Raw genomic sequence first — 24997 nt, 5'->3', positions numbered from 1 at the left:
TTTACAGTTTTAAAATTCTTAACAAGATACATAAAGCTTTGAAAAGTAAATTAACTGAGAATCATCAGTTTATTAATCTTTTAGTTATTTTTGGCCAACTTCATTTTTAAATTTATCTAATGAAAAAAGTATTTTTAATTGCTGTAGGTTTAGTAGCTGCATGCAATTCTTCTCAAAAAACTATTTCTACTAAAGAGAATATTGTTACAGTGCAGCAAGCAGACCCTGTAACATATGCAGCAACCATTACCGAAGATGAATTGAAAGAGCATTTGTATACATATGCATCTGATGAGTTTGAAGGCCGAGAAACAGGCAAACCCGGGCAGAAAAAAGCAATCGCCTATTTAAAGAAACACTATGAAACACTCGGTGTTCCCGCGGCACAAACCAATGGTGATTATTTTCAGAAAGTGCCTTTGGAAATTGGAAAAGTGCCTACAGGCAGCATCAAAATAAATGGAAATATCTATGAGTTAGGTGAAGACCTTTTAACATTTACTTCGGCACAAGGTAATCCTCAAGAAATAGTTTATGTCGGCTATGGAGTTGAAGAAGAAAACTACTCAGATTACAAGAATTTAGATGTTACGGGCAAAATTTTGTTAATAAAGTCTGGTGAACCAATGAATGATGATGGCACCTATGTGCTTTCTGGTTCTGATGAAAAATCGGTCTGGAGCAATATGTCAGAAGCAATGGGTAAAAAATCTGCCCTTGCATTTTCTAAAGGGGCCATTGGAGCCTTGTATTATGATGGTCAAAATTTCAGCCGTTTTAAGCGCTATTTTGATTACATGAAAACCAATGACGCTGGTAGAATGGGCCTTGCCGCTGAGACATCAGAAAACTTTATCGTACTTCTAAACGAAAAAGCGGCATCTGCATTGAAAGATGATATCAATAGCGATAACAAACCCGCTAAGCTACCTGTAGATTTACAATTGGAAGTGCAAAGTGCAAACGATAAAATTGACTCAGAAAATGTTGCTGCAATTATCAAAGGTTCTGAAAAGCCTAACGAATATCTTATCATATCATCTCACTTAGACCATATCGGGGTAACCGCGGACGGACAGATAAATAATGGAGCTGATGATGACGGTTCTGGTAGTGTGGCGCTCTTAGAAATTGCCGAAGCTTTTAAAAAGGCGGTAACAGAAGGTAACGGACCCAAGAGGTCAGTTGTTTTTCTTCACGTCACGGGAGAGGAAAAAGGGCTTTTAGGTTCAAAATATTACACGGATTACAATCCGATTTTTCCGCTTGAGCAAACAGTGGCTAATTTAAATATTGATATGATTGGTCGTATCGATCCGAAAAGAGAAGGTAATAGAAACTATGTTTATCTCATTGGATCAGATAAACTTAGCACCGAACTTCATGAGCTTTCTGAAGAAATTAACGCTAAATACACCAATATAGAATTAGATTACACCTTTAATGATGAAAACGACCCTAATCGTTTTTACTATAGAAGTGACCATTATAACTTTGCTAAGAACAATATTCCGATTATCTTTTATTTTAACGGTACACATGCCGATTATCATAAACCCGGGGATACGCCTGATAAAATAAACTATGACCTGCTAGAAAACAGAACCAGACTAGTATTTCATACTGCTTGGGAAATAGCAAATAGGGATAAAAAACCAGAAGTGGATAAAGCTTCTAAATAAGTAAAAACCTTCGAAAACGAATAAAGCCTCCTAATTAGGAGGCTTTATTTTTGTTGGGGTGGAAGACCGGGTTCGAACCGGCGACCCTCGGTACCACAAACCGATGCTCTAACCAGCTGAGCTACAACCACCATTTTAACGGTTGCAAATGTAATTTTTTTTGTTCTATCATTCAAAATAAAAGTTTGGATTAATAAAAAATTAAGTACAATTATTACTAACTTCCTTACTTAATGTAAAATAGGGAGTTTCATTTAATGATATTATTGTTTGATTTTTATTCAATCGCTAAAAAAAGACTGTTTTTCATCCTGATATTCTTTTTTTGGTCTTTCCACTTAATATCGCAAACCAATACAAGAGACAGTTTACAACTAAAACTCAAGTTATTTTCCGAAAGCGCCGTAGAGACAACAGAATATGTTTCCATTTTAAACAAACTTGCACACTCTTACCGGTTTACAAACCCTGATAGTTTAAAGTTTTACGCCGACAAAGCTCTGAATAGTAGTCAAAGAATATCTTATTTTGATGGGGAAATAGAGGCCAGCATACGACAAGGAGACTATTATTCTGATGTCGGAAATCCTAAAAAAGCCAATGAGGTCTACAAATCAATTCAAAATCAATTACTAATCAACGAGCATCCAAAATTATTGGTGGAACTTTTAAAGAGCATGTCTTTAAACTATTTTTTTAATGAAGACATAAAGAAAGGTTTTGATAGCTCTTATGAGGCGATAAGTATTGCCAAGAATAATAATCTTAAAAGAACAGAAGCAACATTAAGGCATAATCTAGGCTATGTATATTGGTCAAATAATTTGTACGATGAAGCTCAAGAAGAATATATTATTGCCGACAGTCTCTGGAATATATCGGGAGACCCAATGGATCTGGCAATTACAAAATCAAATATTGCTCTAAATGCCTTAGACAAAGGAGACTTGAAAATGGCAAGGGTTTACATAGATAAAAGTATTGACTTTTTGGCAAAAACACAAAATCTTTTATGGATCTCAAGAACTTATAGAGTGAATGCTAGATACTTTGTTGCCAAAAGTATGTTTGATACCGCTCTAAGTTGGAATCTTAAATCAGACAGTATACTTAGACTCATAGATAACCCGAGGGATGAGCTGCAGGCAAACGAGCTCTTTTCCAAAATTTATATCAATAAGAATGAGTTAAAAAAGGCGGAACCATATATCGTTGAAATGCACTCGCTTGCTGAAAAAATAAACGACCAAAGATTTATTAAACAGTCCTATTTTTATTTGAAGGAGCTAGAGTTTCAAAGAGGAAATCTTGTGAAAATGATTACCTATCAAAGGGCCTTTGACAGCCTAAGTCTAAAGATAGATGAAGCTGGTAAAATTAATAATCTAAAATTTTTAAGAGCTAAACAACAATTTGAGAAAGAGCAGCTACGGATAAAACTAGAAAATGAGAAAAAACTCTCACAACAGAAATCGGTTAACCGGGTTATCGTTTTTGCGCTGATCATATCCTTGATCATAACAATGCTCATACGTCAAAATAATAGGAATCAAAAAGAGGCAAATAGAAAACTCAAAGAGATAAATAGCACTAAGGACAGAATATTCTCTATTATCGGCCATGACTTAAAAACACCTCTAAATACATTAAAAGAGCTACTTGAATTATTTAAAGACAAAGCTATTTCACCTAAAGAGATGATAGCCTTAACCCCAAGAATTCAAAATAATGTAGATTACAGTACTTTCACCCTCAACAACCTACTCTATTGGGCTCAAAGCCAAATGGACGGCATAAGGGCCGACCCTTCTAAAATGAACATCACAAAGATAGTAACCGATACCATTGCTGTTTTCAGCAATGAAGCCCTTAAAAAAAATATTCAAATAAGAAATAGAATAACGGGGGAGTCTATTGTAGATTTCGACTGTGAGCATCTTAGAATAATCTTTCGAAACCTTATAAGCAACGCCATTAAATTTACTCCTGATAATGGGGAAATAGAAATTTGTTCTCACAGTACTTCCCTCCATACCACAATTAAAATTTGCGATACGGGCATTGGCATCGATGAAAATACATACTCCAAACTTTTTAATCAAGATAAGATGTATTCGACCAAGGGCACAAACAATGAAAAGGGAACAGGTCTTGGTCTTTCCATATGTAAGGAACTACTTCAAAAAAATAATAGTCTGCTTAAAATTGAACCCAATTCACCGGATGGAAGTTGCTTTATAATTACAATTCCTAAAACCTGAAATATACCAAAAACATCGACGAAATACAGGTTTTTAATGTCAAAACACACAAAATTCGGTAGTTCACAACAATTGTTAGTACCCCAGCGACATGTAAAGTACATTTACTTTTGAAACCTACCATTGGTCAATATGAATACGCTTATTCCAAAAACTGTTTGGAAATTCATTTTAAAGAACATTCTCTTCTGTATGTTCTTTGGTATTGCCCTACCATCTATTCACGCGCAACAGCAACAAATCGATAGTGTTTCCAATATTATCAGAGAATTACGGTTAAAAGAGGGGTTTTCAGAGAAAGATAGTTCTTACATTAAAGCTATTATTAGTCTTGGTCAATATTACCGTTTTTCAAATTCGGATAGCCTTTTAACAATTTCTAAGAAGGCCTTAAACTTAAGCATAGCGACAGATTATAAATATGGTATTATTGAAGGTTACGCCCTTTACGGTAATTACTACTCTGAAAAAGGTAAAAGTGCAATCGCTCTAGAGAACTATGAAAAAGCCCTCTCCATTGATAAAACTGGTATGAAAAAAAGTCAAGAGCTCGACTTAATAAACAATATTGCTAGTGAATATGGGTATCTAGGAGACTATTCTAAAGCTTTAAGTAGTTATCTAAAAGGTATAGATTTGGCCACCGAAATAGATGATAAATTCCTTTTATCAATAATAAATGAAAATATTGCCGGTCTTTATACATCTCAAAAAGACTATGCACAGGCTTTAATGTTCTACGAAAAAACGGTAACCATTAATGAGGAAATTGGCGAGGAGATTCCGTCAGCTCAGACTTTTAGCAATATGGCATGGACCTATTCGCAAATGAAAAGGTTTGACTACGCAATGTTTAACGTAAATAAGGGTATCTCGGTCTTCGAAAAACATCAAATTCTTGATTGGCTGGCTTTTGCCTATGAAGTTAAAGGACGAATTTACCTTGACCAGAAAAAATACAAATGGGCCTTATATTGGTACGAGCAGAGTAATCTTATCCATGATAAAATAGATGATAAAAGGGGTCAAATCGATATGTTAGATGGAATTTCACAAACCTATTTAGGTCTTGAAAAAGATAGCTTAGCAATGGTATATGCTAAAAAAGGGTACGCAGTGGCCAATGCAATAAACTCTATTAATGGTCAAAAAGACTGCGCCAATACCCTCTATAAGATAAGTAAAAAGAATAACGATTATACCAACGCCCTACTATATCATGAGTTACATAAGAAACTATCAGATTCTTTAGCAAGAGATGATAATAAGAAAAGTTTATCACTTTTAAAGGCCAAGTTAAACTATGAAAAACAAAAGGAGTTGCTTATCGAAGAGAATGAAAAAGTTCTTGCCAAGCAGCGTATCATAATCTATTCAACCTTATCGATCGTTCTGATACTTGGCGCCATCGTGTTCCTCGTAGTCCGTAGTCAAAACATGCAGAAACGTTTGAACAGAAAACTTAACCATAAAACAATCTTAATTCAAAAGCGAGAAATAGAACTAAATGAAATCAACAAAACCAAGAACAAACTCTTTTCGATTATTGGTCATGATTTAAGAGGTCCTATCGGAGCTTTACAAGAATTATTACGTATGTTCTCTAATGGGGATATTAAGAAGGAAGAACTGAACTCATTCATTCCTAAATTAAAGTCAGATGTAGACAATGTATTCTTCACCTTGAACAACTTATTGTCTTGGGGGCAGTCACAAATGAACGGTTCATTGACAAAACCCAAAAACTTCTCCATTACCAATCTTGTGGATAGAAACATAAAGTTATTATCTGAAATGGCCGAGAATAAATCTATCAAAATTATTAATCATATTAAAGACGCCCCAATTGCTTGGGCGGATCAAAATCAGATAGATATTGTAATTAGAAACCTCATTAGCAATTCTTTAAAATTCACCCCAGAAAATGGGTTAATTACTATTTCTACGGTTGACGATGGAAACCACTGGAAAGTTCAAGTAAAAGATACGGGGGTAGGAATGACTTTGGATATGCAAGAAAAAATATTATCCGATTATTCAAATGTTACCACCTATGGTACCAATAACGAAAAAGGAACCGGACTTGGTTTATCACTATGCCGAGAAATGGTTGAAAAAAATAATGGTAAAATATGGGTAGACAGTAAGGTTAACAAAGGGTCAATATTCTATTTCACCCTCCCTAAAGAAAGGTCTAAATACAAACAGGCAGGCTAAATTAAATCGCTTATACTATCAACGGCCAAATAACGCTCTACTGTAAAACCTTCGGCATACTCAACACCTATCAATCGCCCTAAATCTCGGGCCCGATAATTCACGCTGTCTATAAAATTCTTACTACTAATGGGTGTTTCAGGCTCATTACTGTTTGGGTCAAAGAACTGTGAGCTATAGGCAAGAATAGCTTTTGTTTTTTTATCGATAAAACCTGTAACATCTACTACAAAATCTGGAACCAAATCTTTCCACTGTATATAATGATAAACAACATTAGGTCTCCACTGCTCCTGAAGCCCTCCATTATCATCTTGCTCGGTGCTTATTTTTTTTAGTCCGCTTAAAAAACAGGCATCACTGACCAACTTACTACCTTTTCCATGATCGATATGACGGTCATCGATAGCATTGCATAAAACAATCTCTGGTCTATACTTACGAAGTATCTTAATTATTTCTAATTGGTGTGTTCTATCATTAACAAAAAAACCATCTGCAAAGCCTAGATTTTCGCGTACGGAGATACCTAAAACTTTTGCCGCTGCACTGGCCTCTGAATCCCTAATTTCAGCAGTGCCACGAGTACCTAACTCCCCTCGGGTCAAATCTATTATTCCAACTTTTTTACCTTTGGCCACCTCTTTTGCTATAGTTGCCCCTGCCCCTAGCTCAGCATCGTCTGGGTGCGCTCCAAAAACCAAAATATCTAACTTCATTATACCAAAACTTTTTTTGACTTTAGCTGCGCCAAGGCTTGCTCAATATCTGTTATCAAATCTTCTACTTCCTCTATTCCAACAGAAAAACGGATTAGTCCATCTTTGATACCCTGCTTGGCCCTATCCTCGGTCGACATCAATGAATGCGAAGTTAATACGGGTAAAAGTACCGTACTCTCCACTCCGGCCAAGCTCATAGAAGGTTTAATTAGTTGTAAATTTTTCATGAACTCCGATGCCTTTATGCCTTCTTTTAATTCAAAAGAAAGCATTCCGCCAAATCCGTTCATTTGTTTTTTTGCGATTTCATGGTCAGGATGACTTCCCAATCCTGGATAATAAACCGCATCAACATCTTGATGGTAAGCCAAAAACTCTGCCATTTTCTGGGCATTCTCATTTTGGGCCTTTACCCGTAACCCCATGGTCTTCAAACTACGTTCTAACAACCAAACAGTTTGGTCACTTAAACTTCCTCCAAAACAAATAGAGGATTCCCAAATCGTATGAATGTGTTCTTTAGATGCCGCAACCGCGCCGGCACAAATATCTGAATGTCCGCCCATATACTTTGTGGCACTGTGAAGGACGATATCAATACCAAAATCAATCGGATTCTGATTTACAGGACTAGCAAACGTATTATCAATCATAGAAATGAGCCCATGCTGTTTGGATAAATTTGCCACCGCTTCCATATCGGTAATCGTTAAAAGCGGATTTGAAGGCGTTTCTATATAAACTACTTTAGTATTCGGTTTTATTTTCTTTTCAAAATCTTCAACTGTCCAACCTTCAGTGAAAGAGTATTCAATACCATATTTTTCAAACTGGGTCACAGCAAAGTTATACGTGCCACCATATAAGGTTTGTTGCAATAAAATATGGTCGCCGGCTTTTAAAAATGCCATTAAGGCATGACTTATTGCTGCCATTCCGCTACCAAAAATAAGAGCACTCTCGGCATGCTCTAAAGCTGCAATTTTCTTGGACAATGCTTCTTGGTTAGGTGTATTAAAATATCTTGGATATCTTTTGACGTCAACTTCTTCAAAAGCATAGGAAGAGGACATATATATTGGGGAAACAGCACCTTTAAATTGTTCATCTTTTACTTCGCCAACATGCGTGCAAATCGTATTAATTCCTTTAAAACTTTTATTCATAAGGAAATCGTTTTTTGAATTTTTAAATTTAACGAAATCATTTGTAACAAACTTGCTATGAATTTGTGGAGGCCAAACAATTACTAGACTTGTATTGTTTTCCACCTTCCTTTCTTAAACCAAATCATAGAAAGTATGGCCAAAAATACTTGGGCAGCCGTAATAGCGATAAAAACGCCCATTGCCCCAAAATCAAAAGTTAAGGCCAAAAGATATGCCATTGGTAACTGAAACATCCAGAAGGCAATTAAATTTAGTCTTGTAGGTGTTCTTGTATCGCCCGAACCATTAAAAGCTTGGGTAACGACCATACCATAAGCATAAAATATATAGCCCAAGGCGATAATCTGTAAACAGAGGGCCCCATTTTTGACAACCACTGGATTTGTATTGAACCACCCTACAATTTGCTCGGCAAAAAGAAGATATGCAAGTGAAACAATACCCATAAAGATAGCATTGTACTTGCCGGTTTTCCAGACAGAGGTCTCCGCCCTTTCGGGTTGGTTTGCACCTAAATTCTGACCTACGAGAGTCGCAGCAGCATTACTCATACCCCAAGAGGGCATTAATGTAAATAGTATTACTCTAATCGCAATAGTGTACCCGGCCAATACTTCACTGCCAAATTCTGACATGATACGCATTAAAAACACCCAGCTCGATGTACCAATTAAAAATTGTGCAATACCACCAAGGGAAACTTTAATTAGGTTTAGCATTACACCAATATTTACTGAAATATCCTTTAGCACAAGTTTAATTTTGCCCCAACCAAAAAATAGAATTCCAAGCTGAAACAAAACAGCAGATCCACGGCCAATATTGGTAGCGACAGCTGCTCCCATAACGCCCAATTCTGGAAAAGGACCCCATCCGAATATAAAAAATGGATCTAAAATGATATTCAATCCGTTTGATAGAATAAGGGTCCACATAGCAATGGAAGCGTCACCTGCGCCACGAAAAATAGCATTGATCAAGAATAATAAAAGAATGGTAATATTACCTCCAAGGAGCCATTTGGTATACCCTGCCCCTTCGGCAATCAAATCGGGTTCTGCCCCCATAAGGGCAAGTATCTCTTTATGGTATGAAAAACCGATTATACCTACTACCAAGGCAATTAAAACCCCTAAAAATATTGCTTGTACTGCGGCATTTCGAGCTCCCTGAATATCTTTCTCTCCCACTCGGCGCGCTACGACAGCTGTAGCTGCAATACTTAACCCTATTGCTACGGCATACACCAAAGTTACAACGGACTCCGTTAACCCAATGGTGGCCACTGCGTTAACGCTCACTTGAGAAACATAGGCAATATCGACAATGGCGAAAATGGACTCCATCATCATTTCTAAAATCATAGGGATGGAAAGCATGAAAATTGCCTTACGAATACTACCAGAAGTGAACTCCGTTTCTTTACCTGTTACGGCACTTATAAAATAATGGAATAGTTTTTTTATTGATAAAGGTTGTCGTTGTGATGTCATTATGACTGAAATTATGTTAGTAAAAAGAAAATGATGCCTTAGCCGAAAAAGTGTTTCAGCTAATTAAATCGCCTTGCGACCGTGACATCTATCGAATACATAATTTCTATAACTTCATAATGGTACAAAGATGGCAAAAAAAATTAAAACTCCAATTTTCAGCTCTATTTTGAATAGTTGACCTTATACCTCCAAAGGCTAATTCCTCCTAAAACAAAAACCCCAAGAACCGTGTACCATATAAAATTTGGTGTTATAACCTGATCCCCACTCGCATAGCTATGCAATCCAGAGAGATAAAAATTTACCCCAAAATAAGTCATCATAATACTTGCATAAGCTACGATACTTGCAAAATTAAAAGTCCATCTGCCCCTTAAGCCTGGTACCAATCGCATGTGTAGGACAAAAGCATAAATCATTATTGAAATTAATGCCCAAGTTTCTTTTGGATCCCAGCCCCAATAGCGACCCCAACTTTCGTTGGCCCATTGTCCTCCAAGAAAATTTCCTATGGTCAGCATAACTAAACCAACTGTTAAAGCCAGTTCATTAATTGTGGTGAGCTCTTTAAGATTAATATCTATGCGTTTTTTATTCTTTTTGTTAGTAAGTGTAATCAGTAATAAAGATACTACCCCTAATATCATACCCACGGTTAAAGGGCCGTAGCTTCCTACAATTACCGCAACATGTATCATCAACCAATAACTATCTAATACCGGTTGTAGATTGGCAATTTCTGGATCGACCCAACTTTGATGCGCGACCCACAACAACAAGGCTGTTACAAAAGCACTTGCTGCAAGTGTCAAATCACTTTTTCGAATTCCAAGCAATAGACCCATGCCCATAGTAGCCCAAGAAACATACAAAATACTTTCATAAGCATCACTCCATGGTGCGTGACCAGAAATATACCAGCGCAAAACCAAGCCCGCTGTATGCCAAACAAATAACAAAATAATTAAGCCCTTAAAGAAGTATGTTGCTGCTTTCCATATTTCACGGTCCTTAAATATTCGAAAAATTAGAATGAAGAACAGCAGCCCCCCAACCATTACATAGTATTGGTATAAACGGTTAAAAATATCGAGCTTATTATAGATTATTTCGGTTTTAATCTTTTGGTCGCTAGGCAAAACCTCAGACCCATGATTTTTCTGATTTTGATGAAAGGCTTCCAACAACTTATCGGACTCTGTATAATCACCTGATACAATGGCATTTTTAACAGTATTTAAATAATACGGAATAGCATTATTCATAAAATTGGCGTACAAAGAGTCTTGAACCTGAAACTGCCCCGAACGATATTCGACAGCAGCAATCCACTTATTGTTTTCATCGTTCAGCAAGGGAAATATCTTCATCATCTTTCCGCTTAAAGCGACATCTAACAGGCTCAACCGTTCAGAGGCTTTCTTAAAGTCTTTTTGAAATTTATTAGGATTAGTCGTAGAAGTTGCCTCTCGAATATAAGGTTGTAACTTATAATTGCCCTTAGCATCAAAAAAGTCGGTGGCCTTAACAAACTTCTGCTTTTTCGCTACACCAACAATTTTTCTAATACTATCATTTCCTTTTTCCCCTAGAGAAATAAACTCAGTGTTATACCAAAGCACTGGGTTTAGCATCATCGAGATAAAGACTTGGTTTGAGTTTAAATCCTTATATGAATTTTTACCACTAATTCTACGGAGTAATTCAGAAGAAAAAGTATGAATAGGCTTCATACGCCCACCTTCGTCTTGAATAATTAAGGTTCCGAATTTATCGGCATGTTCCTTAGAGACTGTTGTTGCCTTTAAAACGGAGTCTATCTGAAATTGTGTAGGTAGGCCATTGTGGGCGTGAACATCATTTGCATTTTGGGCAATAGTACCAAGTGAACAGAATAAAAATACAATTAGGGATAAAGCCTCTTTTTTAGCCTTCAATTTATCCAACAATTTAGTCAAATCTTTGAAGCGCGTTTTACCAAAGAACATAATACCCATCAAGCCAATGTATAGCAAAAAATAACCGGCATAGGTAACCCAAGTGCCCCACCTATCATGATTTACTGATAAAATAGTCCCTTTTTCATCGGGCATAAAACTAGCTTGAAAAAAGCGATATCCTTTATGGTCAAGTACATGATTCATAAATATGTCGTAATCAAAAGAGCGCTCATCTTCAACGGTAATTTTACTCATAAAAGATTTATAACTACTCTCAGTACCTGGATACTTTTCAGCAATAAAATCATTCAACTTAACATTAAACGGTAACTCGTAAGCTTTGGAACCATATTTCAAAGAAAAATCCAGTTCACCTAGTGAAAATTTATCTGAAAAATCGGACATACCCTTTTCACCAGTTAATTTTTGAATGCTGGTTTTTCCATTGCTCGTTATCTCAAGAATCAAAGTATCCTTAACCCCATCTCTAGCTGTCGGAACTGTTGATGGCACTGCTATGTATTTACCTTTTGTTAATGGTTCTGGTATTACGAATTGAATTCCGGCCATGGTATATAGCGACCGTAATTGAAGTTGTTGCAGACTATCTTTGAAGACTTCACCTTTAAATTGGTCTGCCATTCGCATAAAACCTCCATCAAATGCAGCCTTGATAGTATAAACACTATCGGTAGTGAATATATTGATAGCGCCTTGAGTCTCTTTATTTAAGCTAAAAAGAATATTATGGATGTTGGCAATTTTTCCATCCTCTAAATAATGTTCATGGCGTTGCCCATCACCGGCCTCCACTATTTTTAGATAATTTCTTCCCGTTTCGTCCGCAACCCATTCTTTATTAGCGCCCCATTTAAAATCAACAAAATCTATTTGAAAAGGCTGTCCGTTAAAATCAGATTTCCAAGGTAGGCTCGACCGCTTTCCTTCAGGAGTAACCAAAATATCATCCTCAAGAACTCTTCGACGCGTTTCACCGTTAATCTCGCCATCTACAAAAACAGTTAAGTAGGTTTTATCTGAGTAGAACACCTTTTCGGCATTACCTTCGCGAATGGGCATCATACCCTCAAAACCCAAATATCGTGTTATTCCTGCCCCCACTATGATAAGAATCCAAGATAAGTGCAGCATTAAAACTGGCCATTTTTTCCACTGTAGTAGATTATATCTAAAAATATTGCCGGAAAAATTAATGACAAAAAACACCATGATTACCTCGAACCAAGTGGCATTATAAATATATATTCTTGCTGTTTCAGTGCTATACCAGGTTTCAATAAAAGTGCCAATACCCATAGCAATGGCGAAAGCCAAGAAGAGAACTGCCATTAAACGAGTGGAGAAAAGCGTTTTCTTGAGCAAGTCGAACATAAATCTGTCTTTGGCATGCAAAAGTACGGCGTTTTTGCTTTTTGAAAATGAACAAACCACACTAAATAGTTCAACAAAATTGTTAATTCTTTCTCAATATGTTCCTGTAATGAAATTTGTACTTTTGCACATGCTTTCAGTAGTACTTTTAGGCACTGGTAACGTGGCCCACCATCTATTTGATGCTTTCTACCCCAAAGAAGATATTCAGGTAATACAGGTTTTTGGACGAAACATCCGCTCACTATCTTCTTTTGAGGCTAAATGTGCAGTTACTTCTGTTCCTGAAAATATTATAGATGCCGATGTTTATATCATTGCCGTAAATGACGACGCCATTTTAGAAGTTTCTAAGCTATTGGCAAATAAAGAAGGTTTGGTCGTACATACCTCTGGTAGTGTTTCTAAAGATAATGTCGTAGCAGCCAGAAAAGGTGTTTTTTATCCCCTACAAACCTTTTCGCCTAAAAAAGGAGTTGACTTTAGTAGTACTCCTATATGCATCGAAGCCGATACTTTACAAGATTTGAAAATTTTAGAAGTACTTGCTCACAAAATTTCTGGAACGGTACATCTAGTATCATCGGCGCAGCGAGAGAAATTACATCTGGCAGCTGTTTTTGTAAATAACTTTACCAATCATATGTACGTTATAGGTCAAGAAATCTGTAGTAAAGAAGAACTTCCTTTTGACTTATTAAAACCTCTTATATCTGAAACTGCCAATAAATTACGATTTTTGAGTCCCGATAAAGCACAAACAGGTCCTGCGAAACGTAATGACATTTTAACCATGCAAAAACACCTAGACGCACTAGAAAATCCGATACAGAAGAAACTATATCAGCTGATAAGCGAATCTATTAAAGAGCAAAATGAAGAAAAATTATAAAGAATACCTCAACCAGATAACTACTTTTATTTTTGATGTTGACGGTGTTTTTACCGATGGTACCTTACTTATTACCACTAAAGGAGAAATGCTTCGGAAAATGAATGTCAAAGATGGGTATGCGCTAAAGACCGCGTTGCAAAAAGGTTACAATGTTTGTATTATCTCCGGAGGCAATAATGAAGGGGTTCGTAATAGATTTAAGGCCCTTGGTGTAACCGATATTTATTTAGGTGCCCATCATAAAGAAGAACCTTTAGATGAATACCTTGATATTAATTCCATAAAACCCGAAAACGTTCTATATATGGGTGATGATGTACCTGACATACCTCCTATGAAGATGGTGCAATTGGCGACATGTCCACAAAATGCAGTAGCCGAAGTAAAATCGATTTGCGATTATGTTTCCCATAAAAATGGCGGGGAAGGCTGTGTACGAGATATTATAGAACAGGTTTTAAAAGTACGTGGGGATTGGAATTCAAACTTTAGTGCCGCGAATGACTAAAAATCCTCTGGCAGAAAAGTTGAAGGATTACAAGCTAATTTTAGCTTCTGGTTCACCTCGAAGGAAAAAATTCTTTGAGGATTTAGGAGTAGAATTTGAGGTACAATTAAAACCGGTCGAAGAAGTATATCCGAAAGAACTTAAAGGAGAAGAAATAGCCTCTTATTTGGCTAAACTAAAATCATCTGTATTCATAGATAGATTGAAGACCAACGAAATTTTGGTTACTTCAGATACCGTTGTATGGCATCAGAATGAATCTCTGGCCAAAGCAGAAAGTGAAGTTGAAGCCAAAGAAATGCTCAAAAAATTATCAGGGCAATGGCATGAAGTTATTACCTCGGTATGCTTTACTGCCAAAACCCAACAAAAAGTAGTTAGCGCTACAACCAAAGTGAAACTTGCCGAATTGACCGTTGAAGAAATAGCATACTATATCGAGACCTTTAAACCCTATGATAAAGCTGGTGCATATGGAATTCAAGAATGGATCGGACTCATTGGTATCGAAGAAATTAGAGGTCTTTACACCAATGTAGTCGGTTTACCTACCCAATTAGTTTACAAAACGTTAATGGCTATTGTTGCCTAGGTATTGTTGGTTAATTTTGGCAAAAACCATTAGTTATGAAAAAGTGGATTCGATTTGAACTTCTCATAGTACTTTTCGCATTAACGATAGTCACATTTGAGGGCTGTAAAGAAAAATCTGGCTCAACTTCTAAGGAATTGGCTCTAAATACAGAAGAAACAAAAAAGGTTGAAAAAAAATTTCCAAAAAAACCGCTGTCCGAAGCATTTAAAAAGTATTGGTATGCTGGTAATGCTGAAATAACATCATACAAGTTGCAGCAAGCGAGGTATGGCGAACTAAGAGAAGGAACCGCTGTGCTTATTTATGTAACGGAACCTTTTCTACCGGAAGTTCAGGTGAAAGCGGATGGAAGTAATGCAAGCAATATTCCTGTTCTAAAACTAAATGCTACTAAAAAATATTTAACCGGTATTTACCCCTATTCTATAATGAGCAGCACGTTTTATCCCGTTCATGACAACCAACATGCGCTAAAAACCAGCTTGTCGGTTCAAGAGTGGTGTGGCCATGTCTATTCACAACTGAACAATAGGGAAGAATTTGAATTTACATCACATTCGTATTTTGAAGGAGAGGCAGACCAAAATTTAAAATTAAATAAAGCTATTCTTGAAAATGAAATATGGAACAAAATTAGAATTAACCCAGATAACCTTCCTATTGGGGAAATTGACATTGTACCATCCTTAGAGTTTTTTAGAACAAAGCACCAAGATATGCAAGCGCTAAAGGCCAAAGCTAGCTTAACAACGGCGAACGGAATGAGTTCTTATACCATCGACTATGGTGCCGACATTCGTAAACTGACCATTAATTTTACAACAGATTTTCCATATTCAATAGAAAGCTGGAAAGAAGAGTTCAAGAGCGGTTATGGCCCTAGTGCAAAAATCCTTTCTTCAACAGGAACGAAAATAAAAAGTATCAAAACACCCTATTGGAGGCAAAATTCAAATAAATTTATCGCCTTAAGAGATAGTTTAGGTCTATGATTGCATTAAAAAGCTTTGTTGAAGAATTTCAAAGTGAGTTGGCAGGTACTTTAATTGCGTTTGCTGTTTTTCTTTTTCTTCGTTTTTTACTGGTAAAAACGATTAGACGTATTGGTCGTAAAAGCGATATCAATCAGGTAAGAACGGTTTTGGTAGGCAGGTACCTAACCTTTGCCCTAATTACTTTAATACTTATTGCGTTGCTTTTCATTTGGAAAGTAGACTTTAAGGAGTTAGGTCTTATTCTATCATCTTTCTTTGCGGTTTTAGGTGTTGCCTTGTTCGCCAGCTGGTCTATTTTAAGCAATATTACTGCCGGTATTATCTTATTCTTTTATTTTCCTTTTAAAATTGGAGATAGAATTCGAATACTCGATAAAGACTTTCCTGAAGAAGCCATTATTATAGATATTCAAGCCTTTAATATCAATCTTAAAAAAGATGATGGCGAGCTACTCACCTATCCTAACAATTTGTTGTTGCAAAAAGGTGTGGTACTCATTCAAAAACAAGTAGCTACAGGTGAAGACCTCGAACAGCATTTTTAGGCTGTTAAAGAAGTTCTAAATCTAAACTTCTAGGTAGCTAATCTTTCTATATTTGGGGATAATTAAATAACCAACTATGCAATCTACAAGGGCTTTTGTTCTAGTCTATCTATTACTCTGTATAAGTATTACGGCCCAGACTCCAAAAAAGCTATCATCTAACGATATACATCACGAACTTGAAAAGCTTAACTTCTTGGGTACAGCACTCTATTTAGCTGCGCATCCAGATGATGAAAATACCCGACTAATATCTTATTTAGCAAACCACACCAAAGCGCGTACGGCATATTTATCGCTAACAAGAGGTGATGGCGGTCAGAATTTGATCGGTGCCGAGCTACGTGAATTGCTTGGCGTATTAAGAACACAAGAATTATTGGCCGCAAGAAGAGTTGATGGCGGTGAACAACGATTTACCCGCGCAAATGACTTCGGATACTCTAAACATCCTAATGAAACTTTGCAGATTTGGAACAAAGAGCAAGTTTTAGGAGACGTTATTTGGACAATTAGAAACTTGAAGCCAGATGTAATCATAAATCGATTTGACCATAGAAGAGCGGGCAGAACCCATGGACACCACACCTCTTCTGCCATATTAAGTATGGAGGCTTTTGATTTGGCAGCGAGTAAAGATGTATATCCAGAATATTTAAAAAGTACAGATGTTTGGCAACCTAAACGTCTTTTTTACAATACCTCATGGTGGCGTTATGGCAGTCAAGAAGCATTTGATAAAGTGGACAAGTCTAATATGTTGAAAATGGATGTTGGCGTTTACTACCCTGCATTTGGTAAATCAAATAATGAAATTGCTTCTTTGGCGAGCAGTCAACATCTTTGCCAAGGTTTTGGTCGCATATCAACAAGAGGTTCGCAAGATGAATACATAGAACTATTAAAAGGTGATTTACCAGAAAATAAAAACAATATTTTTGATGGTATTAATACGACTTGGTCCAGAGTGAAAGGCGGTGAGGCAGTTGGTGAAATTTTATATGAAGTTGAAAAGAATTTTGACTTTAAAAACCCTTCATCGCATATTCCTAAGTTACTAGAAGCCTATACATTACTCCAAAAGGTTGAAGATAAGCATTGGAGAGAACTTAAATCTGAGCATTTAAAGGATATTATTCTTGCATGTTCGGGGCTTTATCTAGAGGCAAATGCATCTAGCTCTTCAGCCACCAGAGGCGAGACCTTAAAAATTGTAGTTGAGGCTTTAAACCGAAGCGATTCTAAAATTAAACTGAATGCTGTGGTAATCGAAAACACAGGTGCTTCGATTCGGCAAACGGTAAATCTGGCTGCCAATAAGAAAGAAAGCTTAGAGCTCGATCTAACCATTGCAAAGAACGCGGCATTTACGACCCCATATTGGCTTAATACAAAAGGAAGTCTGGGCATGTATGAGGTAAGCGACAAATCTTTAATCGGTAAACCAGAAACTCCACCAGCATTTATGGTAAATTATGAGTTGGACTTTAACGGTAGCATTTTAAACTTTAAAAAACCAATAGTCTATCACTATTCAAAACCGGACAAAGGTGAAATTTATGAACCTTTTGTAGTGCTCCCAGAAGTAACATCCAGTTTTAAAGATGACGTTATTTTATTTGCCGATAACAGTGCAAAAGAGATTACGCTTTCAATCAGGGCAGGTAGAGATAAGGTTTCAGGCACGGTAGCTCTAAATCATCCTAAGGGTTGGTCTGTTAGTCCGTCCTCAATCGACTTTGAAATTGCTCAAAAAAATGATGTCCAAAATTTTCTTTTTAAGGTAAGCCCTCCAAAACAAGAAAGTGAAGGAAGTATTTTTCCAGTAATAAAGGTAAATGGAAACTCGTACACTAGAAAGTTGGTCGAAATTAATTACGACCATGTTCCTAAACAATCCATACTACTGCCTTCAGAAACAAAAGTTGTTCGTTTGAACATTCTAAAAAGTGGAAATAATATTGGATACGTCGTCGGCGCTGGCGATAAAGTTCCTGAAAGTCTAGAACAGATAGGATACAACGTAGAAACTATAGCGGTTAACAATATTCAAGAAGGTTCGCTAAGCAAATATGATGGTATTGTAGTAGGAATTAGGGCGTATAACGTGGTTGAAGAACTTAAATTTAAACAAGCTTTTTTACTAGATTATGTCAAAGAGGGCGGTAACCTAATTATTCAATACAACACCGCCGGGCGCTGGAGAGAGCAATTTAAAAATATAGCTCCCTACCCTATTACCATCTCTCGTGATAGGGTGACCAATGAAAATGCAGAAGTGGAAATATTGGCCAAGAACCATCCATTGATTAATTTTCCTAATACAATCACCCAAAATGATTTTGATGGATGGGTACAAGAACGTGGTTTATACTTTCCGAATGAGTGGAGTAAAGAATTTACACCTATCTTGTCTATGAACGATGAGGGCGAAAATCCAAAAACAGGAAGTTTATTGGTAGCACCTTACGGAAAAGGGAACTATATTTATACCGGTTTGAGCTTTTTCAGAGAGCTGCCCGCAGGTGTTCCCGGGGCTTATAAATTATTTGCAAATATGCTTTCCATAGGAAAAGAAAACCATCAAACAGAAAATGGAATCAAAGGAAAGTAGCGACAATACCGAATCATTTATTTGGAAAAAGGAATATACCATCGTGTTAGTCCTCAACATGCTTTATATTCTGGTTTTCTACTTTTTAATGAAAGGAAATTTATAGTTTATGGAGTTACTGGACTGGATCGTGCTTGTAGGAACTCTTTTGACGATAGTTGGATACGGAGTATGGAAAACTAAGGGAAGCAAAAGCGTTGAAGATTATGTAAAAGGAGGAAGCGATACCAAATGGTGGACTATAGGGCTGTCGGTAATGGCTACCCAGGCCAGTGCTATAACTTTTTTATCTACTCCCGGGCAAGCTTTTCACGATGGAATGGGCTTTGTTCAGTTCTATTTTGGTCTTCCTATCGCAATGATTGTTATTTGCGGCGTATTTATACCTATTTATCACAAGCTTAAGGTATATACGGCCTACGAACTTTTAGAAAAACGTTTTGATTTAAAAACCAGGACCCTAACAGCTATTCTCTTTCTCATACAACGTGGATTGGCAGCTGGGATAACCATATTTGCACCCTCCATAATTTTATCGGCAGTTTTAGGTTGGAACCTACTGACCTTAAATATTATAATTGGAGTTCTTGTAATCTTATATACCGTTTCTGGTGGCACAAAAGCGGTGAGCGTGACGCACAAGCAACAAATGTTCGTAATTATGACAGGGATGTTTTTTGTTTTCTTTTTTATTTTAGGTAGTCTTCCGTCCGACATTTCCTTTAGCGAAACTTTAAAACTTGCTGGTGCAAATGGCAAGCTGAATATTTTAAACTTCGATTTTGATCCAAAAAATAGATATACCTTTTGGAGCGGTATTACCGGTGGTTTCTTTTTAATGCTGGCCTATTTTGGCACCGATCAGAGCCAGGTACAGCGCTATCTATCCGGAAAATCGGTTAGGGAAAGTCAACTTGGCCTAATTTTCAACGGCATTCTTAAAATTCCCATGCAATTCTTTATTCTTTTGGTGGGTGTTATGGTATTTATCTTTTACCAGTATAATCCTTCTCCCCTAAATTTTAATCCAGCGGCTACCGAAGCGGTTTTAAACTCAGCGTATTCAGAAGACTATAAAGCATTACAAGAAGGTCATATCGAATTACAATTAGAAAAGAAAATGGCACAAAGCGAGTTTTCTTCGGCGCTCAAGCTTAAAGATTTAAATGCGATAGAACAGGCCAAAATAGATGTTATTGCGGTTAACAAATCAGAAATGGCTGGGCGAAACACGGCAAAAGATTTAATTAGTAAGGCAGATGAAAACGTGCAGACCAATGATAAAGATTATGTATTTATTCATTTCATTTTAAACAACTTGCCAATAGGCCTCGTAGGCCTGCTATTGGCGGTTATTTTATCTGCAGCAATGTCTTCAACTGCTTCTGAATTAAATGCACTTGGTACTATAACGGCCTTGGACTTGTATAAAAGAAATAAAAAGGGTGATTTTACCCAAAAGCATTACTTGAACGCTAGTAAATTTTTCACTTTAATTTGGGGTATTATCGCTATTCTTATTGCCTGTGTTGCTGACCTTTTTGATAACTTGATTCAGCTAGTGAATATTATTGGCTCAATATTTTATGGTAACGTTTTGGGCATATTTCTATTGGCGTTTTTCTTCAAATTTGTAAAAGGTAACGCGGTATTTGTCGCAGCAATTATCACCCAGATTATCATCTTTATCCTATACTTTGTTTTGATTGCGCCTTACGAAAGTGGACAAGAAAAACTAGGCTATCTATGGCTTAATGCCATTGGTTGCGGACTCGTTATCGCTGTTGCCGCCCTTATCGAAGCTTTTGACCGCACCTTGCGTAAACCGCCTATCGAAGTTTAATATTCTAAGAATGCACGATTAGCAAAATCCCTGAAAACAGGGTTTATGTGGGTTACCATCCCGACTACTTTAGCATAAAAAACCAGTTATGCATAAAATAGTCTCATTACTTTGTATTACAATTCTTGTTTCATGTAACTCCGTTGGCAAATCGGAATCTATAGCACAACAGGTGACCGTACCCAAACATTATGACAAGGTCGATGTTTTGCCAAATGCAGTACTCTATGAAACGGCCTTGGAACTAGATTTTATCAAAACTGCAAATGAAAGGGATGCAGAATTCATAGTTGCTGAAGTTATTATTACAAGTAAAAGATGGGCATTAACTTTTAACGAATACGGGCAAATAGTTGCGAGGTCTAGAAGCGCCTCAGTGATAGCAAATAAAGAAGATAAGTGCTATGTTCAGAACCTGGTTTTCGAACAAAAAGGTGATGGAGAAAGTTTCAACGAAACCGAAATTGTCAAAAAATCTAATTGGAAGACTTTGGACTGTACTATATTGGAAAGTAAAAACCCTGACAACAATTGCCAGGGTTCAATTCGAAAATTAAGTTTTAACTATAAAGCTCCCCACTCTTTCAGCGAGTCTTTATTCATCTTAACATAGTCCATATTGCCTGCTTCTTCGGCAGCGGCAAGTGATTTTTTCGCAGTCGCTATTGCGCCTTTTTTATCACCTGACTTTGCTAGAATTAGCGACTGTTGTCTTAGCTGCCAAAAAGCTGGTTTTTCAACCATGGCCATAGCCTTGTCCATCCATTCTTTAGCTTTTCCAATATCTTTGCCTTCATTGGCATAATATACAGCAGCTGCATAATAATCACCTGCTGAAGGTCCCGCCATTACTTTTTCGATACTCTTTACTACCTCGGCATCTGTTTTAACTCCGAAAGGAACTGCCACATAAGTGTTCTCCCAAATAATACCAAGATTAGCACCATTATTGGTAACATCATCAATAGTTATTGTGAATGTTTCTACGGGCATATCCATTTTATAAACTGGAACCGTAGTTTTTGCTACTACCTTTGCATCGTCCCAATTTCTTGGGGTTCCTCCACCTTGGATATCAGTGTAAAAGAATACTTCCCAATTCTCTTTTCCAGGCTTTGTGAAAATTGAGTATGTACCAGCTTTAACGTCTTGGTTTGCAATAGTGACATCCTTATCAAAACTAATTTTTGTGTAGGCATTCGCTCCTGTTCTCCACAGTTTACCGAAAGGTACAAGATCACCATAAATTGTTCTACCACGCATTGATGGTCTAGAATAATCAACAGTAACCTCTGTTAAACCTACCGTTTGCCAAATTTTTGAAGAGGTACTTGGTTGTGGCGTAGTTATCTGTGCACTCAAGGTACAAGTCAATAAGGCCACAAAAGAAAATAATACTAATTTTTTCATGATATCAGTGTTTAATCGATTAGAAAACAAAACTAGTTATAATGAAAAGCTAGATATGTTAACAAATGCTTAAATAACAAGCCATGTTAATTTGAAAAATGAGTAGGTCTTGCCAAGTCAACCTTTTTTTCTGAGCTGAAAAGTTTATTAATTTTTGTTTAACTTTTTTTATTTCAAATTAAACAAAATTACAATTATCTTTGTTAAAATTCTTTTATGAAACTTTACCAATTAAAAGCCAAACAGGCCTTACCAATTTCTAAGATAGAAGCTTGGATCTTTTTATCTGACCCCAAAAACTTAGCCGTAATAACACCAGACCACATGGGTTTTACAATTTTGGATGGGGCTGACAGGCCCATGTTTCAAGGGCAGATTATACAATATATAGTCAAACCTTTCGCAGGATATAGTACCAAATGGGTTACTGAAATTACCCATGTAAAAGAAGGCGAATATTTTGTAGATGAACAGCGTTTTGGCCCTTACGCCTTATGGCACCACAAGCACTTTATAAAAGAAATTGATGGTGGGGTAGAAATGGAAGACATTATTGATTATAAAATTCCTCTCGGGTTTTTGGGGCAATTGGCCTATCCTTTGGTGGTAAAAAAACAATTACAACAAATCTTCGAGTACCGCGAAACAAAGCTTAACGAGTTGTTCGGTAAGCTTGAAGGCAAAAAGAACAGTCTAGAATTAAAATCGATATAATATGCAAAAAAATATTCTACTCGTAGGTGGCTCACATGGTATAGGTTTTGAAATAGCTAAAGCACTTCAAGACCAATTTACAATATATGTTGCCTCAAGAACCAACGATGAACTTGGTAATTTAGAAGTTAATTACATTTCATTTGATGCTACCACGGATACCTTTGAAGACTCAGAACTACCAAATGAGCTACATGGGTTTGTGTATTGTCCGGGTAGTATTAATCTAAAGCCTTTTAAAATGTTGTCGATTGACACTTTTAAAGAAGATATGGAGCTTAACTTCTTTTCTTTGGTCAAGGTTGTGAAGACTGTTATGCCTAAAATGGCAGATGGCTCAAGTATGGTGTTCTTTAGCACAGTTGCAGTCGCTACAGGAATGCCTTTTCACACTAGTGTAGCAGCAGCAAAAGGCGCAATTGAAGGGTTTGCAAAGTCATTGGCCGCAGAGTATTCGCCAAAGGTTAGGGTAAATACGATAGCCCCTTCATTAGTAGATACGACCCTGGCAAAACGTCTATTAAATAATGACAGGAAAAGAGAACTTATGAACGAGCGTCACCCTTTAAAAAGAGTTGGTGAAGCAAAGGACATAGCCAACCTTGCCTGCTTTTTACTAAAAGAGGATAGTTCTTGGGTTACTGGGCAAAGTATTGGTATTGATGGTGGTATATCTACCTTAAATGTAAATTAATGGCGAAAAAGGCAAGTGTATTTTGGTATAGGCGCGACTTGCGTTTAGATGATAATGTGGGGCTATACCATGCTTTAAAAGGCGAATCTGCCGTAATACCAATTTTTATTTTTGATACTGAAATTTTAGAAAAACTACCTAAAACCGATGCGCGTGTTGGTTTTATACATCAACAACTGGTAAAAATCAGAAAAAAATTACGGTCAGACTTTAATAGCGACTTGGGCATTTATCATGGAAAACCTGTAGAGGTTTTTGACACCTTGTCTAAAGAATTTAGCATCGATACGGTATTTACCAACCACGATTATGAACCTTATGCGAAACAGCGTGATAAAGAAGTTGCAGAATTCTTGACGGACAAAGGCATCGGTTTTAAGACCTTTAAGGATCAAGTAATTTTTGAAAAAAGTGAGATTGTCAAAGGTGATGGCAAACCGTATGTTGTATATACCCCGTTTAAAAATAAATGGAAAGAACAATTTAATCCCTCAGTAGACTTGGTAGAATATCAACCAGATTTTGCTAACCTCTTACGAAATAAGCGCTTTCCAGATTGCAAATTAGAAGACCTAGGCTTTCAAGAATCAGACATTGAAGTGCCCGATTTTGTCGTAACAAAAGACCTGATTCAAAATTATGAGGATACGCGAAACTTTCCGGCCATTAAAAATGGCACATCTAGATTAGGTCCTCATTTAAGATTCGGAACAGTTTCTGCAAGAAAAATGGTGAAAAAGGCAATTGCTGAAGAAAACGAAGTTTTTTGGAGCGAACTGATTTGGCGAGAGTTTTTTATGCAAATTCTATGGCATTTTCCGCATACCCATAAAAAGGCCTTTAAACCCAAATATGACCGTATCGAATGGCGCAATAATGAAGCGGAATTCGAAAAATGGAAAAATGGCCTAACCGGCTATGCCTTGGTAGATGCCGGTATGCGCGAATTAAATGCTACAGGCTATATGCATAACCGCGTTCGAATGTTGGTCGCCAGCTTTTTATGCAAGCATTTATTGATAGATTGGCGCTGGGGAGAAGCCTATTTTGCCGAAAAGCTTTTAGACTATGATATGAGTGCCAACGTCGGTAACTGGCAATGGGCTGCGGGCAGTGGTGTTGATGCTGCCCCGTATTTTAGAATTTTTAACCCCATGACCCAAGTTGATAAGTTTGATAAGCAAAAAGATTATATCAACAAATGGATACCTGAACTTCAAGAGCTTAGCTACCCTGAAAAAATGGTAGATCATAAAATGGCGAGGGAAAGGTGTTTACAAGTTTATAAAGAAGCGGTTGGCTAAT

19 protein-coding genes and 1 tRNA gene are annotated in these 24997 nt (G+C 36.9%); 14 read left to right on the top strand and 6 right to left on the bottom strand.

Going from position 1 to position 24997, the window contains the following annotated elements; all coding sequences use genetic code 11:
* The first annotated feature begins 119 nt into the window (after positions 1 to 119).
* Positions 120 to 1682: a M28 family metallopeptidase gene (locus ACZ1GR_RS00305; RefSeq protein ID WP_472610291.1), complete on the top strand. Its 1563-nt coding sequence runs from the start codon at positions 120 to 122 to the stop codon at positions 1680 to 1682.
* Between the two features lie 54 nt (positions 1683 to 1736).
* Here ACZ1GR_RS00305 and ACZ1GR_RS00300 read toward each other — a convergent pair.
* Positions 1737 to 1813: transfer RNA gene (locus ACZ1GR_RS00300), tRNA-His, on the bottom strand.
* A 126-nt stretch (positions 1814 to 1939) separates the two neighbouring features.
* On the opposite strand from ACZ1GR_RS00300, the gene ACZ1GR_RS00295 reads away from it, so the two are divergent.
* Entirely contained in the window at positions 1940 to 3943 is a 2004-nt protein-coding gene (locus ACZ1GR_RS00295) for a sensor histidine kinase (protein ID WP_472610290.1), read from the top strand.
* A gap of 132 nt (positions 3944 to 4075) precedes the next feature.
* A complete protein-coding gene (locus ACZ1GR_RS00290; protein ID WP_472610289.1) occupies positions 4076 to 6160 on the top strand; it encodes a tetratricopeptide repeat-containing sensor histidine kinase in 2085 nt (694 codons plus the stop codon).
* Here the strand turns inward: ACZ1GR_RS00290 and bshB1 are convergent.
* From bshB1 to ACZ1GR_RS00270, 4 genes are all read right to left on the bottom strand, one after another.
* Positions 6157 to 6879 (bottom strand): bacillithiol biosynthesis deacetylase BshB1, encoded by a 723-nt coding sequence (gene bshB1 / locus ACZ1GR_RS00285; protein WP_472610288.1) that lies wholly within the window; start codon positions 6877 to 6879, stop codon positions 6157 to 6159. The two genes, ACZ1GR_RS00290 and bshB1, sit on opposite strands and share 4 nt — an antisense overlap.
* The gene (locus tag ACZ1GR_RS00280; protein ID WP_472610287.1) at positions 6879 to 8048 is read right to left on the bottom strand and encodes a trans-sulfuration enzyme family protein; all 1170 of its coding nucleotides are present in this window, start codon (positions 8046 to 8048) and stop codon (positions 6879 to 6881) included. Before ACZ1GR_RS00280 ends, bshB1 begins: the two co-directional genes overlap by 1 nt.
* Before the next feature lie 83 nt (positions 8049 to 8131).
* Positions 8132 to 9544: an MATE family efflux transporter gene (locus ACZ1GR_RS00275; protein ID WP_472610286.1), complete on the bottom strand. Its 1413-nt coding sequence runs from the start codon at positions 9542 to 9544 to the stop codon at positions 8132 to 8134.
* A 164-nt stretch (positions 9545 to 9708) separates the two neighbouring features.
* Complete coding sequence (locus ACZ1GR_RS00270) at positions 9709 to 12879, bottom strand: cytochrome c biogenesis protein (RefSeq protein WP_472610285.1); 3171 nt, start codon at positions 12877 to 12879, stop codon at positions 9709 to 9711.
* Between ACZ1GR_RS00270 and ACZ1GR_RS00265 the strand changes: the two genes are divergently transcribed.
* From ACZ1GR_RS00265 to ACZ1GR_RS00230, 8 genes are all read left to right on the top strand, one after another.
* Positions 12809 to 13771: a Rossmann-like and DUF2520 domain-containing protein gene (locus ACZ1GR_RS00265; RefSeq protein WP_472610284.1), complete on the top strand. Its 963-nt coding sequence runs from the start codon at positions 12809 to 12811 to the stop codon at positions 13769 to 13771. The genes ACZ1GR_RS00270 and ACZ1GR_RS00265 overlap by 71 nt on opposite strands.
* Complete coding sequence (locus tag ACZ1GR_RS00260; protein WP_472610283.1) at positions 13755 to 14282, top strand: KdsC family phosphatase; 528 nt, start codon at positions 13755 to 13757, stop codon at positions 14280 to 14282. Before ACZ1GR_RS00265 ends, ACZ1GR_RS00260 begins: the two co-directional genes overlap by 17 nt.
* A complete protein-coding gene (locus ACZ1GR_RS00255) occupies positions 14275 to 14874 on the top strand; it encodes a Maf family nucleotide pyrophosphatase (RefSeq protein ID WP_472610282.1) in 600 nt (199 codons plus the stop codon). The genes ACZ1GR_RS00260 and ACZ1GR_RS00255 overlap by 8 nt, the downstream gene beginning before the upstream one ends.
* A 35-nt stretch (positions 14875 to 14909) precedes the next feature.
* On the top strand, positions 14910 to 15869 hold the full coding sequence (locus tag ACZ1GR_RS00250) for a septum formation inhibitor Maf (RefSeq protein ID WP_472610281.1): 960 nt from the start codon (positions 14910 to 14912) through the stop codon (positions 15867 to 15869).
* The gene (locus tag ACZ1GR_RS00245; RefSeq protein ID WP_472610280.1) at positions 15866 to 16417 is read left to right on the top strand and encodes a mechanosensitive ion channel domain-containing protein; all 552 of its coding nucleotides are present in this window, start codon (positions 15866 to 15868) and stop codon (positions 16415 to 16417) included. Before ACZ1GR_RS00250 ends, ACZ1GR_RS00245 begins: the two co-directional genes overlap by 4 nt.
* Positions 16418 to 16493: 76 nt before the next feature.
* Complete coding sequence (locus ACZ1GR_RS00240) at positions 16494 to 19031, top strand: PIG-L family deacetylase (RefSeq protein WP_472610279.1); 2538 nt, start codon at positions 16494 to 16496, stop codon at positions 19029 to 19031.
* A 109-nt stretch (positions 19032 to 19140) separates the two neighbouring features.
* The gene (locus ACZ1GR_RS00235; protein WP_377766689.1) at positions 19141 to 20874 is read left to right on the top strand and encodes a sodium:solute symporter family protein; all 1734 of its coding nucleotides are present in this window, start codon (positions 19141 to 19143) and stop codon (positions 20872 to 20874) included.
* 88 nt (positions 20875 to 20962) lie between these two features.
* Positions 20963 to 21487 carry a hypothetical protein gene (locus ACZ1GR_RS00230; RefSeq protein WP_472610278.1) on the top strand — a complete coding sequence of 175 codons (525 nt, stop codon included), beginning with the start codon at positions 20963 to 20965 and terminating at the stop codon, positions 21485 to 21487.
* Here the strand turns inward: ACZ1GR_RS00230 and ACZ1GR_RS00225 are convergent.
* A complete protein-coding gene (locus tag ACZ1GR_RS00225; protein WP_472610277.1) occupies positions 21439 to 22284 on the bottom strand; it encodes a DUF2911 domain-containing protein in 846 nt (281 codons plus the stop codon). The genes ACZ1GR_RS00230 and ACZ1GR_RS00225 overlap by 49 nt on opposite strands.
* A 216-nt stretch (positions 22285 to 22500) precedes the next feature.
* On the opposite strand from ACZ1GR_RS00225, the gene ACZ1GR_RS00220 reads away from it, so the two are divergent.
* Genes ACZ1GR_RS00220 through ACZ1GR_RS00210 form a run of 3 tightly spaced genes read left to right on the top strand, consistent with a single transcriptional unit; the run spans position 22501 to position 24996 of the window.
* Positions 22501 to 22998 (top strand): SRPBCC family protein, encoded by a 498-nt coding sequence (locus ACZ1GR_RS00220; protein WP_472610276.1) that lies wholly within the window; start codon positions 22501 to 22503, stop codon positions 22996 to 22998.
* Position 22999: 1 nt separating this feature from the next.
* The gene (locus ACZ1GR_RS00215) at positions 23000 to 23692 is read left to right on the top strand and encodes an SDR family NAD(P)-dependent oxidoreductase (RefSeq protein WP_377766685.1); all 693 of its coding nucleotides are present in this window, start codon (positions 23000 to 23002) and stop codon (positions 23690 to 23692) included.
* Positions 23692 to 24996, top strand: a complete 1305-nt coding sequence (locus tag ACZ1GR_RS00210) for a cryptochrome/photolyase family protein (protein ID WP_472610275.1) — start codon at positions 23692 to 23694, stop codon at positions 24994 to 24996. The genes ACZ1GR_RS00215 and ACZ1GR_RS00210 overlap by 1 nt, the downstream gene beginning before the upstream one ends.
* Position 24997: the final 1 nt, after the last annotated feature.

It is taken from the genome of Croceitalea sp. W27 (assembly GCF_055693185.1).
Note: the sequence above shows the minus strand (reverse complement) of the source record. Positions and strands in the feature narration are given on the sequence as shown.

Coding starts and splice junctions, on each gene's coding strand:
- ACZ1GR_RS00245 (WP_472610280.1), top strand. CDS start 15,866: ATGATTGCATTAAAAAGCTTTGTTGAAGAATTTCAAAGTGAGTTGGCA.
- ACZ1GR_RS00290 (WP_472610289.1), top strand. CDS start 4,076: ATGAATACGCTTATTCCAAAAACTGTTTGGAAATTCATTTTAAAGAAC.
- ACZ1GR_RS00280 (WP_472610287.1), bottom strand. CDS start 8,048: ATGAATAAAAGTTTTAAAGGAATTAATACGATTTGCACGCATGTTGGC.
- ACZ1GR_RS00265 (WP_472610284.1), top strand. CDS start 12,809: ATGGCGAAAGCCAAGAAGAGAACTGCCATTAAACGAGTGGAGAAAAGC.
- ACZ1GR_RS00230 (WP_472610278.1), top strand. CDS start 20,963: ATGCATAAAATAGTCTCATTACTTTGTATTACAATTCTTGTTTCATGT.
- ACZ1GR_RS00275 (WP_472610286.1), bottom strand. CDS start 9,544: ATGACATCACAACGACAACCTTTATCAATAAAAAAACTATTCCATTAT.
- ACZ1GR_RS00260 (WP_472610283.1), top strand. CDS start 13,755: ATGAAGAAAAATTATAAAGAATACCTCAACCAGATAACTACTTTTATT.
- ACZ1GR_RS00240 (WP_472610279.1), top strand. CDS start 16,494: ATGCAATCTACAAGGGCTTTTGTTCTAGTCTATCTATTACTCTGTATA.
- ACZ1GR_RS00255 (WP_472610282.1), top strand. CDS start 14,275: ATGACTAAAAATCCTCTGGCAGAAAAGTTGAAGGATTACAAGCTAATT.
- ACZ1GR_RS00250 (WP_472610281.1), top strand. CDS start 14,910: ATGAAAAAGTGGATTCGATTTGAACTTCTCATAGTACTTTTCGCATTA.
- ACZ1GR_RS00305 (WP_472610291.1), top strand. CDS start 120: ATGAAAAAAGTATTTTTAATTGCTGTAGGTTTAGTAGCTGCATGCAAT.
- ACZ1GR_RS00270 (WP_472610285.1), bottom strand. CDS start 12,879: ATGTTCGACTTGCTCAAGAAAACGCTTTTCTCCACTCGTTTAATGGCA.
- ACZ1GR_RS00215 (WP_377766685.1), top strand. CDS start 23,000: ATGCAAAAAAATATTCTACTCGTAGGTGGCTCACATGGTATAGGTTTT.
- ACZ1GR_RS00210 (WP_472610275.1), top strand. CDS start 23,692: ATGGCGAAAAAGGCAAGTGTATTTTGGTATAGGCGCGACTTGCGTTTA.
- ACZ1GR_RS00220 (WP_472610276.1), top strand. CDS start 22,501: ATGAAACTTTACCAATTAAAAGCCAAACAGGCCTTACCAATTTCTAAG.
- bshB1 (WP_472610288.1), bottom strand. CDS start 6,879: ATGAAGTTAGATATTTTGGTTTTTGGAGCGCACCCAGACGATGCTGAG.
- ACZ1GR_RS00235 (WP_377766689.1), top strand. CDS start 19,141: ATGGAGTTACTGGACTGGATCGTGCTTGTAGGAACTCTTTTGACGATA.
- ACZ1GR_RS00295 (WP_472610290.1), top strand. CDS start 1,940: ATGATATTATTGTTTGATTTTTATTCAATCGCTAAAAAAAGACTGTTT.
- ACZ1GR_RS00225 (WP_472610277.1), bottom strand. CDS start 22,284: ATGAAAAAATTAGTATTATTTTCTTTTGTGGCCTTATTGACTTGTACC.